Consider the following 14,923-nt stretch of genomic DNA (forward strand, 5'->3'; position numbering starts at 1 on the left):
TAGGAGAAGCAAATGTTTGACATAAAAAAAATTTTTAATAAAACTTACGAATATTTAATAATTATTATCACTTTAATACTAATATCAATAATAGTTATTTCAAACATATTCATAGTAGGGCCATCAGAAGAAGCAATTGTACTTCGCCTTGGCAAGCTTAACAGAACTCTTGATTCTGGAATACATGTCAAGATTCCATTAATTGAAGAAAAATTTATCGTACCTGTAAAAATAGTCCAAGAAATTAAATTTGGATTTCTAATATCTCCAAGCGGTATTAGAGAAAATGATGATGCAAGCGACGAAGGCAGGATTATTACCGGAGATTTAAATATAATAAACATTGAGTGGTTAGTGCAATACAAAATAAGAGATCCTTATTCATTCAAGTTTAAAGTAGAAGATCCTGAGACAACAATTAAAGATATTGCAAAGTCATCAATGAATAGATTGATTGGAGATAATACTATTTTTGAAATAATAAATGACAACCGAGTGGGAGTAACAGAAGATGTAAAATCTTCTATGAATGAAATAATAGACAATTATAATTTGGGAATTGACGTGGTGCAAGTACAAATTAGAAATGCCCTACCCCCAAAAGGAAAGGTTTACGAGGCTTTTGAAGATGTAAACATTGCTATTCAAGATAAAAATAAATACATAAACGAAGGGAAAAAAGAATTTAATCAAATAGTTCCCAAAATTAAAGGTGAAGCATTAAAGGTTATTGAAGAAGCCAGAGGATACAAAGAAAGTAGAATAAACAATGCATTAGCGGATACAGAAATTTTTAATGCCATACTAGACGCTTACTTAAAAAATCCCGATATTACAAAAGAAAGACTTTATAATGAAACCATGAAAGAAATACTTGAAAACAAAGATAACATTGAATTAATTGACAAAAACTTCAAAAATTTTCTACCATTTAAAGAGGTAAAATAAATGAAATTTATAATAAAACTTTTATTATCTACTGCAAAAATTATAACCTTTACAGTAATAGTTTGCTTGACTATTTTGTCCATTTTCCAACCAATGTATATTTTGAAAGAAAATGAAATTTCAATAACCACTCGACTTGGAAAAATTCAAAGAACCGAAAGTTTAGCCGGGCTTAAATATAAAATCCCATTAATTGAAAATGTACAAATATTTCCCAAAATCATTCTTAGATGGGATGGAGAACCTCAAAGAATCCCAACAGGGGGTGAAGAAAAACAATTAATATGGATTGATACAACTGCTAGATGGAAAATTGCAGACATAAATAAATTTTATACAACAATAAAAACAATGAGTAGAGCTTACATTAGAATTGACGCAGCAATTGAACCTGCTGTTAGAGGAGTTATTGCAAAATATCCTTTGCTTGAAATTATAAGAAGCTCAAATGATCCTATTCAACGTTTGTCTAATGGAGTGCTCACCCCACAAGAAACAAAAATTAACGGTATTTATAAAATAACAAAAGGAAGAAAGATAATCGAAAAAGAAATAATTCATATAGCAAACAACAATACTAAAGATATTGGAATTGAAATTGTAGACGTACTAATAAGAAAAGTTACTTATGATCCAAGCCTTATTGAATCTGTAAACAACAGAATGATTTCAGAAAGACAACAAATCGCAGAAGAACAAAGAAGCATAGGATTAGCTGAAAAAACAGAAATTCTTGGAAGCATAGAAAAAGAAAAGCTAAAAATATTAAGCGGAGCTAAAGCCACTGCTGCCAAAATAAAAGCTGAAGGAGATCGAGAAGCTGCAAAAATCTATTCAAATGCATACGGCAAAAATGTTGAATTTTACAAATTCTGGCAAGCATTGGAAAGCTATAAAGCAGTATTAAAAGATAAAAGAAAAATTTTCTCAACAGATATGGATTTCTTTCAATATCTTCACAAAAGAAATTGAAAGTTTATTAGTATAAATTTTTTCTTTAAATACCCGTAAAATATAAATTTTGTTGTTATGAATTTAATAGCAATGCAAAGCTTTATTTAAATTTAAATTTAAATAACAAATAAAACCGTTAAAAAAAATACCTAAAAAATATATTACCGCATACATTTAAAAATTAAATTAAATTTTTAGAATTGCTCTTTTTAAAACCTCAAAGCTAGCTATAAATCATTTTTTTAGCAATATATCCAAAAGTTGAAATTTGAAAAAAGAGTTGACAAACATATATACTTATGAAAAAATTAAGGTACTAGAATAAAAATGCTGCTGTAGCTCAGTTGGTAGAGCATAGGACTGAAAATCCTTGTGTCAGGAGTTCGATTCTCCTCGGCAGCATACATTTATTTAAATTGCAATTGTCGCTGTAGCTCAGTTGGTAGAGCATAGGACTGAAAATCCTTGTGTCAGGAGTTCGATTCTCCTCGGCGACATTTATTTAAAGATTAAAAGGATCTCAAAGTGATACTTAAAGAAATAAAGCAAATAAAAGATCTAAGCGAACAAGACGTAATTTTTGCAAGAATAGGAAACTTATCAAAACTTGGCACAAGAGTAAATGAAAAAATCATTAAAATACTTTCTAAAGGCAATACACCATACATTCCTGTAATTAAAAAAGAAGAAGATGAATCATATGAAAACCTGATAAAAAAAATAAATGAAGAAATTTTAAATGATGATCTTAACTATTTAAGAGAAAAGTTAATAGATAATCTAAAAGATGTATATAAGCCCTTTAAAGAAGACGATCCAATATTTATTACCAAGAACAAAAAACCACTTATGAAAATAAATACATTAATGGAGGCTGAACCTAATCAAATTTATTGGAAAGAAATATTGGAGGGAAGCTTTAAAATACTTCCAAGGCATAAAATAATATCTTTGCAAAAAATTTTATTAGAAATATATCATTATTTTGATGTTCAAAAACTTAGGACAAAAGAAAACCTTAAAGATAAAAAAACTTTAAAAAAGTTATATTTATATTCTGCTAGAAGAGACTATGAATTTTTTAAAGGAAAAGTTAAAACAGAGGGCGATTCAATACTACTACATTCAGTCGATACAACAATTTACTTTCTAATTACAATTGCAAATTTAAACAAAATAAGGTCTTTAAAAAATGCGCCTCGTTCAACCATCAAATTTTTTCTTGATAAAACTAAATATACCGAATTTACAGAATTTTTTTATGCAGAAGACATAATACTACAAGCCGCACTTGGATCTCTATTACACTCAATAGGATTAATGCATATAACGATATTAGAAAATATCGGAAATAAAATAAGCCTTAAAGACGAAAATTTTAAAGAACAGCACAAATTAAAAATAGAACACTTGGAAAAAAATATTAACATTGCTAAAAATTTGTTTAGAATGCGAGAAGATATTTCAGCTATTACAAAAATGATAATCAATGGGCAAAAAGACTACCTTGATGCTACCGGAAATCCACAGCTAAAAATCAACAAATTTATTCATGAATTTGTTAGGATTTTTTGTATAGTAGATACTTACGATGAATTGGTAAATCCAATAATAATAAAAGAAAGTACTAATCCCTTAGAGGCTGTGAAATTCCTAATAGAAAATAGTGGAAAATACTACTGGAGCAGAAAAGAGCCAAACGAACAAACAAAAAACAAAAAATTTGACATTAATATGCTAGAAAATTTTTTAACAATACTTGCACCTTTTGATTATGGGCAAATAGTAGATGTAAACAAAAAAAATAATAATGAAAATCTTTTTCAAGCGGCTGTTATTGAATACAAAATGGGCATTACACCAAATTTATCTATAATAAACAAAAAAACTCAAACTTACAAAATAGAAGAAATAATAATGGATCTTGAGAACAAAGAAATTTTAATAAAAGATGCAAACGGAAATTATAAAAAAAATCCGTTAAAAAATGTGGATGATTTTGTAATAAAAAACAGCATTCCAGAATTAAATAAAAATGAAATTCAACTCATTCTCTTTAATTATGGAAAAAAATAAATCCTACAATATTCTCAAAAAAATAAGTTTAGATCCCCCATACCTTTTTAAATTATAAATTAAAAATTTTGACGTATTTATCTTTAAATCCTCACCAGAAGGATAATGCATAATGATGCTAACTTTATCATTTAAAATTTTACCCTTTAAAATAATTTCAAGCAAATTAATCTTATTTTTATAATTAAAAGGGGGATCAAGATAAATAAAATCATAAAAAAGATCTTTCTTACCCAAAAAATCCTCTGCACTTTGAAAAAAAAATTTATAAAATTCCTCAACAAAACTAAAATTCTTAACTAATGTATTTTTAATTTTTCTATCACATTCAACAAGATGAGCAAGACTAGCCCCTCTGCTAAGAGCTTCGATAGACATTATACCAGTCCCCGCAAAAACATCCAAAAATTTTGAGTTAACAATATCCTTGAAAATAATAGAAAAAAAGGCTTCTCTAACAAGAGACATCACAGGACGAACAGAACCATTCTTGGGAAACAAAATTTTTTTACCTTTATATTTACCCGAACTTACATACATAAATGAAAATTTTAAAACAATTTTAAAAAACAATGAATATATAAAATTAAATTTTTGCTATAATCTTATTTCAAGAGAGAGAAATATGAAAGGCATTATTCTGGCGGCTGGGTATGGTACAAGATTTTTACCAATAACAAAAACAATTCCAAAAGAAATGCTACCAATTTTAAACAAACCAGCCATAGATTATATTATTCAAGAATTTATCGATTCAGGAATAAAAGATATTTTATTAATAAGCTCAAGACGAAAAAAAGTTCTTGAAGATTATTTTGACAGAGAAATTGAACTTGAAAATATTTTTTTAAAAGAAAATAAAAAAGATGAAATAGATAAGATTAAAAACAAAAAAATTAACATAAGCTTCATAAGACAAAAAGAAATGCTAGGCACTGGAAATGCACTGCTTTATGCAAAACCCTGGATAAATAGAGAGCCTGTAATTGTAGCTTACCCTGACGATCTTTACATTGGAAATCCACCATTAAGCTTACAATTGATAAGTCTTCATGAAAAAACTGGAAAGAACATAATATCTATCATTGAAAATCCAGAAGATATAAATAGATATGGTGTAATAGAACTCTACAAAGACGAAATTCATGTAAAAAACATTGTTGAAAAACCAAAAATTGGAAGTGAGCCCAGCAATAAAGCATCTATTGGAAGATTTTTGTACAATTATGAATTTTTTGAACATTTAGAAGAAGGATTTAAACTACACCAAAAAGGTGAATACTACCACATTTATGCTTTAAAAAAGCTAATGGATCAAAAAAAAGTATTATATAAAAATATTGAAGGAAAAAGAATTGACATAGGAACTCTTGAAGGTTATCTAGAGGCAATAATAAATTCTGCCAAAAAAGATAAAAATTTAATGGAAATTATAAAAAAAGGAATAAATGAAAACGATTAAAAAGGATTCAGAATTTTATGATTCCCTTGCAACATTAAAAAAGTATATAAATAAATACATAGAAGAAAAAGTTTTAAAATATAGTATTTCTTCCCAGCTTTACAAATTAGAAAAACCTGAAATAATTGAACTTATAAAAATTAGCAATGATTACGAAAAAGAAAAAAATGAATTAAATGCTTCACTTGAAGAATACTACTACAAAAAAACTCAAAATAAAGTAATTAAAAAATGGATATTAGAAATAGTAAGAAGCAAAAATTTCACTCAAATAAACAAAGAAGCCAATCTCAACACCAAAAAACTAGGAACAACATATAAACTAAAATCCAGTAACTTTTTAAAACTAATTGAAATACAAAATAACCCTTATTATTCTCAAGAAAAAAAAGACATTTACAAACAAATTATATTAAATTTTTCCAGCAATATTAACATTGACAACCTAGAACGAACAATAGACATCCTAGTAGCTGTAAGAAACAAAAATAAAATTAAAATATTAAATATTTTAAATAAAAATTTAAAATATAAACCGGAAAATCAAAAAGTTTTTAAGTCAAGCTTAACCAATAAAGAAAGTAGACTAATAAAATTAAAAAGAATGCTAATACTTACATATTGGCCAGTTGGGTGCTTGAGTAAAAACATTTTTATTAAAATTTTAATAAAACATTATAAATACTTGGAAGAAGAAATTCTAGCACTAAAATACAATGAAATTTTAAACTACTTGCACGCACTAAAAACTTTAAGTCTTAATGAAATTTTTTATAAAGGTTCTAGTAAAAATATTAACTTCAATTATTTTTTCAGTGATTTTACTCAATACGCTCCCAAAGATTTTCAAGACACATTAAAGTGTTATTTATATGTAATTGAAAAAACAATAACAAAAAAATATTTAACTTGGTTTTTCAAAGACAAAATATCTAATAATTGGGAATCTTTCATAGATGCACTTGAATACATTGAAAAACACAAATTAATCAACATAAAAGAAAAAATAAAAGAAATTATAACTGCAAAATTTCAAACAGAAGATTTTTTTATATCTTTTGATAAAACAAATTTCAACCCCTACGAAAGCTCAATCTTTAAAGAAAGATACATTAAAAGCGCATTTTTAGAAATAATCATGCATTATATCAAAAAAAATTCCAATAATATAGAAACTTATGGATGGATTGCATTCTATATTTATGCTGACAAAAAGGATAAAAAAATTTTTTGTCAACACATGAAAGACTTTTTCAAATCCAAATCCTTTGAAATACAAAATCAAATATTTGTATATTTTCTATCTTTTTATCCAAATATTGAAAATAAGCATTTCAAATTTATATCTGACATACTACTCTACCTTGACGAAAATAAAATTACAATACCTAAAAAAATAATAAAAATACAAAAAATAAATTCCAACCAACTAGATTATCAAAAATCATATATTTTAATAAAATCACTAAAAACAAGATCAAGGATTTTAAAAATTATTCTCAAAAATATAAGATTTGATCTTATTGAAACACTGGAAGATGAAAATGAGAAAAAATTATTCCCTGCAATATGCTATTTAATATATTATGAGAATCTGGTAGAATTAATAAGCAATAGAAAGATAAAATCTAATGAAAAAAATAGTTTATTAGAATTTATTTATTTTTTCAAAACAAAATTGAAGCAAAAAATAAATTTTAAAAAAGAACTTATGAAGTCTAAAGACATTTAATCTAAATTAAGTATAATGGAAAAAGAATGAGGATTTATTTATTTTTAAATAAAAATTGCAAGATTTTTATTGTATTTTTAATTTTAATATTTAATTCAAAACTGGCATATTCTCAAAGACTAATTAGAATTGGCAAAGAAGAGATGAAAAACAAAAATTATATTCAAGCAATCGAAACGCTAAGCGATGCTATTAAAAAATATCCAAAAGTACAACTCGGCTATTACTTTTTATCAATAGCATACAGAGAAAATAACCAACTAACAGAAGCAGAAGGAGCATTGCTTGATGGAATTGCAGTGGGGGGTGAAATCGATTACATACTATATTATGAATTAGGCAACATAATGTTTAACAGAGGAGAAGGTTACTATCCTTTAGCAATAAAATATTATTCTAATTCCATTAAAAGCAGGCCCAATTATGACAGCGCACTACTAAACAGAGCCAATGCCTATGTTCAACAAGGCAAAATAACATCTAAAGAAAAAGAATACCAAAAAGCTTGGGATTCTTATACTATGGCTATCCATGACTACTCGCAATTTATTACCCTTAGATCAAAAACAGAAAAAAAAGACAGCATTTTACTTTTAATAAGTTATTTAAGAAATGAAAAAATTAATCTTGAAAAACTTGACAAAAGCTTAAAAGGACGAACCGAGCATATTGTATACGCGAAAGAAGATAAAAATCAAATACTTAAAGATAGTTTTAAAGACAACCTAGAAACAAATTCTTTAATTGAGCTAGAAAAACTTAATTGGCAAGAGGAGTTATACATAGATGAATAAAAAACATACAAATTTTTCGGTATTATTGCTTTTAATTTTCTTACTTATCCTATCATTTGGAGGCTTTGGTTACTATGTATATCAAAGCAAATTAAATGACAAAAATCGAGAAATAATGCTAAACGAAGTTAAAAATAGCGTAATAGATCGAAACTATAAAAAAGCATATTCTGTTGCAAAACTTCTGCAAGACAAATACCCTAAAAATGAAGACATTACAATGCTTACAAATACACTAGCAGAAATTGCCAACAGCAGCCCTTTTGAATCAAACGAATTACAAAGAGACTCTGCAAATCAAATCTTAGACAAAATCAAGGGCCAAGACAATACAAAAACAAATGTAAACGAAAATTTTGATATAGCATTTAATAATAGATACATCAAAGATAGCACAATAACAGAAAACTACTCTGACAGAAACGATGATATTGGTATTGAAGATGAAGACATATCTGAATTTAAAAAAAGCAAAATCCCAGAAAAAATAAACCCAAATACAAACCCAAAAGAAGAAAATCAACCAATACAATCTCCAAATTCCAAATTAAGTGTTAATGATCAAAAAAATTTATTTAATTTGGAAAAACTAAAAAAAAACTTAAGTGAAAAATCAAATAGTGAAAATATTTTAAACAACTCTCAAAAAATAGAAAATGATACGCAAAACACAAATTCTTCCAAAGAACAAACTTCAGAGCATATTTTAAAAACTCCAGACAACAAAAAATACTCAAACAATAACAATGCTACAACTTTGAAAAAAAATCCTTCAAACTCTCAAAAAGAAAGTGAACTTCCTCCACCCAGTCAAACAATAATAGGGAAAATTCATAGGCCATATAGTTACTTAATAAAAAAAGAGCTCTATGAAATATTAGACGATATTAATACTGGTAGAGTTACACTTGGAAAAAATAGATTAAAAGAATTAATTAAAAAAGGCCTAAGCAACAAATTTCAAAAAGTAAATGAGTTGATTGAAAGTTTAAAAAATAAAGAAGCCTCAAATTTACTATTAACCTTAATAAAAAAAGACATTGAACCAAATCTAATTAATATACCAAAAAAACCTTATAAGAAAGAAATTTTCCAATTAAATAATGAAAACAAGAAACCTCAGCGCTTAGAAGATCTTAAATCTAAGGTTTATTCAATAAAACCCGTTGATCTTGAAAACACAAAAATACGCCAACAAGCAATTAACGATCTAAATGAATTCTTGAAAACCAATCCTAATGACACACATGCCTCTAAAACTTTAGCTCAAGCTAATAAAATACAACACCTGGAGGACCTTAAATCTAAGGTTTATTCAATAAAACCCGTTGATCTTGAAAACACAAAAACACGTCAACAAGCAATTAACGATCTAAATGAATTCTTGAAAACCAATCCTAATGACACACACGCCTCTAAAACTTTAGCTCAAGCTAATAAAATACAACACCTGGAGGGCCTTAAATCTAAGGTTTATTCAATAAAACCCGTTGATCTTGAAAACACAAAAACACGTCAACAAGCAATTAACGATCTAAATGAATTCTTGAAAACCAATCCTAATGACACACATGCCTCTAAAACTTTAGCTCAAGCTTATGAAAACAATGGAGATTTGCTAAAAGCAGAAAATGCATACGAAAAAATTACCAAACTCACAAATACCCAAGAAGATCACTATAAACTCGGAATCATTAGATTCAAGCTTAAAAAATATGAAAACTCAATAGAATCATTTGATCAAACAATAAAGCTCGACCCAAAACATAAAAAAGCACATAATAACAAAGGAATAGCTTTAATGATGCTAAATAAAAACAAGAAAGCAATAGAATCTTTTGAAAAAGCAATACAAATTGATAAAAATTATGGCACTGCCTACTACCAAAAAGGAATAGCAGAAGAAAAAAATGGCGATATGCAACAAGCATTTGCAAGCTTTAAAAATGCCTACAATCTCGACAAAAAGCCCAATTATGCATTAAAAGCTGGAATAGTCTCAAACAACTTGGGCAACTTCAAACAAAGTGAAGAATATTTAAATTTTTTCAATGCCAATGCAAAAAAACCTAACGAAATTGCTATTTACAACCTGTCAATATCAAAATTTGAAAATAATAAACTTGAAGAATCTCTTGAAATAATAAACAAAGCCATCGATTTAAATCCAGAAAAAAGTGAATATTTATATTTAAAAGCATCTATAAATCTTAAAAAAGGAAATTATCAAAATGCTATATCACTTTACAACCTAGTAATTGAAAAAAACCCTGAAAATACTTCAGCCTATATAAACCTAGCAAAAGCATACGAAAAATCAGGAAATAAAAGCCAAGCAATCTCAACTCTTGAAAAGATAATAAACAAAAATAATAAATTAGCCTTAAACAATCTGGGAATACTTTACAAAAAAGAAAAAAATTATCAAAAAGCAATTGAAATTTTTGAAAAAGCAATAACCAATTCAGATATTGAAGCAAAATATAATCTTGCAACCACTCTAATTGAAATTAATGATAACGCAAGAGCTAAAGACCTTCTAAGAGAATATACAAAATTAAAACCAAACAATCCAGAAGCCTTACATGCGCTAGGAATAATAGAATATAATGAAAGTAACAATGATCAAACACTAAGAGAACTTATAAAAAAATTTCCAAATTACAAAAAAAATGAAAATATTAAAAAAATAATAGGAATATAAATTTCAATGAACAAAATAAGATTCTTAGATAAATACTTGGTTCAAAAAATAGCAGCAGGAGAATCAATAGACAGACCGTGTTCAATATTAAGGGAATTGCTAGACAATTCAATAGATTCTGGAGCTACTAAAATTGAAGTTTTTCTTGAAGAGGGGGGAATTCACAAAATCTTAATAATAGATAATGGAAGCGGAATAAGTAAAGAGGATTTAAAAATCTGTTATCTACCACACACTACTTCAAAAATATCATCAGAAGAAGATTTAAGAAAAATAGAAACTCTAGGATTTAGAGGAGAGGCTCTCTCTAGTATTGCAATTTGCTCCAACATTTCAATAACAAGCTCAACAACTAGCAATGAAAGCTATCAAATAGAAATAGAAAATGGAATTGAAAAATGCTTTAAAAAACAACCTGCCATAAACGGAACAATAGTAGATGTCACAAAAATATTTCACAACTTCCCAGCAAGGAAAAGATTCTTAAAGCAAGAACCCATTGAAACAAAAATGTGTCTAAAAGTTTTAGAAGAAAAAATAATAACCCACCCCGAAATCAATTTCGAAATTAATTTAAATCAAAAGCTAAGAAAAATTTACTTTAAAGAATCGTTAATTGACAGGGTTCAAAATGTATATGGAAATGTAATAGAAAATAATAAATTTAGAGTTTTAAAAAAAGAACATGACAATATAAAAATAGAAATATTTTTAGCACCAGATAACTTTTCTAAAAAAAGCAAAAGACATATTAAAACATTTGTCAACAGAAGACCTATCGATCAAAAAGATCTCTTAGAGGCAATAACTAATGGGCACAGCAGAATACTTTCTCCTGGCAACTTTCCAATATGTTATCTATTTTTAGAAATAAACCCTGAATATATTGACTTTAATGTGCACCCTCAAAAAAAAGAAGTAAGATTTTACAATCTTCCATTTTTATTTAAACTAATATCTGACAACATTAATAATTTTTTTGATAAAAACATAAATAACTACCAAGACATAATAATAAAAAGACAATTAACAGAAGATGATCATTTAATAGAAATGATAAACGAACAAGAAAACTTTAATAAATTCAACACATATGATATACCACAAAACAACTATTTAGAAAAAGAAGATAATATAAAAGAGCCAAACAAAAACACACCACAAGGCAATATTGACCTTAGAAGGTACAATTCAATTATACAAAATAGACCAACACTTAAGGAAAACATTGAAAACATTTTCTCTGACAGCTTTTTAGAATTTGAAGAACTGCCAAACAAAAATGAAAAAGAAGAAATAAAATTTAACTATATTGGACAAATATTCTCTGAATTTTTAATCGTTGAAAAAATAAATGAAATTTACTTCATAGACCAACACGCAGTTCACGAAAAAATAATATATGAAAAACTTAGAAATTCAAAAAAAACTATTCAAAGGCTTCTAATACCAATTGAATTCACAGTAGTTGATAAAAACATAGAAGAAATTATAGATAGCGAAATAGAAGAATACAAAAAATTGGACATTATAATCTCTAAAATAGGCTCTAAAAAATATCAACTTGAATCTATTCCTAATATTTGTAGTCAATATGAAAATACTCTTATTAACTTTTTTCAATCAAGAAGAAGTAGAACAATAAATTCTCTTGAATCTGACTTATATGCAACTATTGCCTGCAGAAAGGCTGTTAAAACAAATGACATATTAAGCATTGAATTTAGTAAATTTTTAATAAATGAATTTTTTAAACTAGAAATCAAACATTGTCCTCATGGACGAAAAATTTATTACAAAATATCTAAATTTGATCTTGAAAAAAAAGTTGCCAGAGCGTAAAATAAAATCAGAGTTCCCATGATAAAAAAAATCAAATCAGAAATCAACTTGTTAAAGATAGAAAAAGAAAAAAGTTTAATTGAACTTGGAAAAATATTGAAAAATAATAATATAGTAGAATTAAAAAATTTAAATCACTATCCCAATTTAAAATTAGTAGAAAAAGAATTGTATCAAATGAAAAGCAATTTAAGCAAATCAGAAGAAACTGAAAACATATTAAAAAATTTAAACAAAAAGATTTATATTCTTAAAAAAGAATATAAATCTACTAATAAATCATATAAAAAAAACCTCAAAGAAATTGCTAAAACAATAATCGAAATTTATCCTCAAAATTTAGAATTAATATCAAAATACAATATGAATTTTTCTAAATTGAAACTTGAAAAATATAAAAAAATAGAATTAGCAAGTGATCATAAAACAAAAAATTATTTACAAAGAATAATACTTAAAGTCAACTCAGCAATAAACAATATTATCAATATGATAAATATATATAAAATATCAAAAGAATTTGAAAAGCGGGTATTCACAAAATATTATCCTTCTGAAAACTTTGAAAGCATAATAAATGAATTTTCATTAAATAAAAAATTAAACAATATAATTGTTAAAGAATTTAAAATAATGAATGAAATCAAAACAAATATAAAAAACATAAAAGAAGAAATAAAAGAAATAATATCTACAAGCAAAAAAGAAAAAATATATAAAAAGAATAAAATAAAAACCGAAATCAATGTTATTACAAAAAATAAGGAAAATATTTTAAAAAAAATTGCTGAAGAATTTATTGAAGCAACAAAAAAAGATAAAATTACAGCCAAAAACAATGCAATTAGCTCAATAATCCAAAAAATAGAAAAAACAAATCAAAAAATATTAAACTTAAATAATGATTTAATAAAAACAACAAAACACGAAGAAATAAAAAACATTCAACAAAAAATGAAAATCCTAACGAAAGAAAAAGATAAAATTAATAACAAATTAGATGCATTAACTTCTAAAATAGAAGCTATTCAAAATGAACTTGACAATGAATAAAAAATAAATATAATAAATTAAAGCTAAGGGCCTATAGCTCAGTTGGTTAGAGCACCCGACTCATAATCGGTAGGTCCCAGGTTCAAGTCCTGGTGGGCCCATTTGATCTTTTCAATTAACTTTAAAAAAAAGATTTGAATTTTTTTCGACATAATAAAGGCTTATATAATTATCAAATGTTTTATCAATCTCTAGGGTATCTATTGAATCAATTTTAGCAACTGAAGAGATAGGATGTAGTTTATCTTTATAAGTTTTAATAAAAAATACTTTAAAATTGCTTAACTTGTTTAACATGGCCATATCTTTAGACTTATATACATAATTGTGAACATCATCTAAATCATACTTTGACATGCCTAGAGAAATAACAAGCTCTTTATTGTATACCCTCATGCCCTTATCAAAAAGACGAACGCATGAAGTAAAATCTTCAAAAGTTTTATCAAAAAAATTAAACCTCAAATCCCTACAATATAGAATATCCTTGCCAAGATTAGAATCAATAAAAAAAGAGCTATAATTATTATTAACCACTTGAATAAATTCATTGGTGTTCTTATTCTCTATTGATAATTTAAAAACATCTTTTGGATTTAAAACTTTAATTGCAAAATCAAAACTCATGGAGTAATCTAAACGATTTTCAGTAAAATAATAATTTATCTTATAATCAAGCTCTTTTATTTCCGGATAATTCATTTCACAAGAAGAAGCAAAACAACAAAAAAACAATATTAATTTAACTTTTAATCCGCTCTGCATACTCTTTGGTTTCAGAATTAACTAAAATCCTATCTCCAACGTTAATAAAAAGTGGAGCTTTTACTACAAGTCCTGTATTAAGAGTAATATTTTTCATTGCATTTGTTACAGTGTCGCCTTTAACGGCTGCCTCAACCTCTACAACTTCAAAAGCAATCTTTGGAGCCAGCTTAATATCAATAACCACATTGTCAAACATTATAAGAGAATAGATTTCCGACTCCTGCAAAAAAAGCACCTTATCTTGAAAATTAGCACTTTCTTTTAAATCCAAGCTAACTTGATCATAAGTTTCTAAATCCATAAAAACCAAAACGTCTTTATCTTTGTATAAATACTGGGCACTAACTTCATAAATTTCAATAGCTTCTGCAGTATCTGCCCCTTTTAAAGTTTCTCTAATGACAAGTTTGTTTTTCAAGTTCTTAAGCTTTAACCTTACTATTGCCCCTCCCCTACCTGTTTTTGAAAATTCTCTCTCAAGAACAATATGAGGAACCCCCTTGATAAGCAAAAAAGAACCTTTTTCAATCTCACTAGATTTCACTACTGCCATTTAAATACCTCGCAAAACTTAACATACAAATCTAGTA

The 14,923-nt window shown here is 26.5% G+C and carries 12 protein-coding genes and 3 tRNA genes; 12 read left to right on the forward strand and 3 right to left on the reverse strand.

Going from position 1 to position 14,923, the window contains the following annotated elements:
* The first annotated feature begins 12 nt into the window (after window positions 1-12).
* The 5 genes from hflK to QIA22_RS01575 all read left to right on the forward strand — a co-directional run bounded on the left by hflK (window position 13) and on the right by QIA22_RS01575 (window position 3,978).
* Entirely contained in the window at window positions 13-948 is a 936-nt protein-coding gene (hflK, locus tag QIA22_RS01555) for an FtsH protease activity modulator HflK (RefSeq protein ID WP_301611430.1), read from the forward strand.
* Window positions 949-1,920, forward strand: coding sequence for a protease modulator HflC (gene hflC, locus QIA22_RS01560; RefSeq protein ID WP_301611431.1), 972 nt, complete (start codon window positions 949-951; stop codon window positions 1,918-1,920). It begins immediately after the preceding gene.
* Window positions 1,921-2,231: 311 nt separating this feature from the next.
* Window positions 2,232-2,304: transfer RNA gene (locus QIA22_RS01565), tRNA-Phe, on the forward strand.
* A gap of 22 nt (window positions 2,305-2,326) precedes the next feature.
* Window positions 2,327-2,399: transfer RNA gene (locus QIA22_RS01570), tRNA-Phe, on the forward strand.
* 28 nt (window positions 2,400-2,427) lie between these two features.
* A complete protein-coding gene (locus QIA22_RS01575) occupies window positions 2,428-3,978 on the forward strand; it encodes an HD-GYP domain-containing protein (protein WP_301611432.1) in 1,551 nt (516 codons plus the stop codon).
* 3 nt (window positions 3,979-3,981) lie between these two features.
* Here the strand turns inward: QIA22_RS01575 and rsmD are convergent, their stop codons facing one another.
* On the reverse strand, window positions 3,982-4,551 hold the full coding sequence (rsmD, locus tag QIA22_RS01580) for a 16S rRNA (guanine(966)-N(2))-methyltransferase RsmD (protein WP_301611433.1): 570 nt from the start codon (window positions 4,549-4,551) through the stop codon (window positions 3,982-3,984).
* 52 nt (window positions 4,552-4,603) lie between these two features.
* Here rsmD and QIA22_RS01585 point away from each other — a divergent pair, with 52 nt between their 5' ends.
* The 7 genes from QIA22_RS01585 to QIA22_RS01615 all read left to right on the forward strand — a co-directional run bounded on the left by QIA22_RS01585 (window position 4,604) and on the right by QIA22_RS01615 (window position 13,666).
* Window positions 4,604-5,440 (forward strand): UTP--glucose-1-phosphate uridylyltransferase, encoded by an 837-nt coding sequence (locus QIA22_RS01585; RefSeq protein WP_301611434.1) that lies wholly within the window; start codon window positions 4,604-4,606, stop codon window positions 5,438-5,440.
* Window positions 5,427-7,172: a BB_0208 family protein gene (locus QIA22_RS01590; protein WP_301611435.1), complete on the forward strand. Its 1,746-nt coding sequence runs from the start codon at window positions 5,427-5,429 to the stop codon at window positions 7,170-7,172. Before QIA22_RS01585 ends, QIA22_RS01590 begins: the two co-directional genes overlap by 14 nt.
* Window positions 7,173-7,198: 26 nt before the next feature.
* Window positions 7,199-7,966, forward strand: coding sequence for a tetratricopeptide repeat protein (locus QIA22_RS01595; RefSeq protein WP_014023460.1), 768 nt, complete (start codon window positions 7,199-7,201; stop codon window positions 7,964-7,966).
* Window positions 7,959-10,670 (forward strand): tetratricopeptide repeat protein, encoded by a 2,712-nt coding sequence (locus QIA22_RS01600; protein WP_301611436.1) that lies wholly within the window; start codon window positions 7,959-7,961, stop codon window positions 10,668-10,670. The genes QIA22_RS01595 and QIA22_RS01600 overlap by 8 nt, the downstream gene beginning before the upstream one ends.
* Before the next feature lie 6 nt (window positions 10,671-10,676).
* The gene (mutL, locus tag QIA22_RS01605; protein WP_301611437.1) at window positions 10,677-12,512 is read left to right on the forward strand and encodes a DNA mismatch repair endonuclease MutL; all 1,836 of its coding nucleotides are present in this window, start codon (window positions 10,677-10,679) and stop codon (window positions 12,510-12,512) included.
* Window positions 12,513-12,530: 18 nt separating this feature from the next.
* Window positions 12,531-13,565: a coiled-coil domain-containing protein gene (locus QIA22_RS01610; protein WP_301611438.1), complete on the forward strand. Its 1,035-nt coding sequence runs from the start codon at window positions 12,531-12,533 to the stop codon at window positions 13,563-13,565.
* Window positions 13,566-13,592: 27 nt separating this feature from the next.
* Window positions 13,593-13,666, forward strand: a tRNA-Ile gene (locus QIA22_RS01615).
* Between the two features lie 10 nt (window positions 13,667-13,676).
* Here the strand turns inward: QIA22_RS01615 and QIA22_RS01620 are convergent.
* Both QIA22_RS01620 and efp read right to left on the reverse strand, forming a co-directional pair.
* Window positions 13,677-14,330: a hypothetical protein gene (locus tag QIA22_RS01620; RefSeq protein WP_301611439.1), complete on the reverse strand. Its 654-nt coding sequence runs from the start codon at window positions 14,328-14,330 to the stop codon at window positions 13,677-13,679.
* Entirely contained in the window at window positions 14,308-14,886 is a 579-nt protein-coding gene (efp, locus tag QIA22_RS01625; RefSeq protein WP_014023465.1) for an elongation factor P, read from the reverse strand. Before efp ends, QIA22_RS01620 begins: the two co-directional genes overlap by 23 nt.
* Between the last annotated feature and the right edge of the window lie 37 nt (window positions 14,887-14,923).

Origin of the sequence: Borreliella kurtenbachii (genome assembly GCF_030437945.2) — a bacterium.
In the GTDB taxonomy this organism is placed as follows: Bacteria; Spirochaetota; Spirochaetia; order Borreliales; family Borreliaceae; genus Borreliella; species Borreliella carolinensis.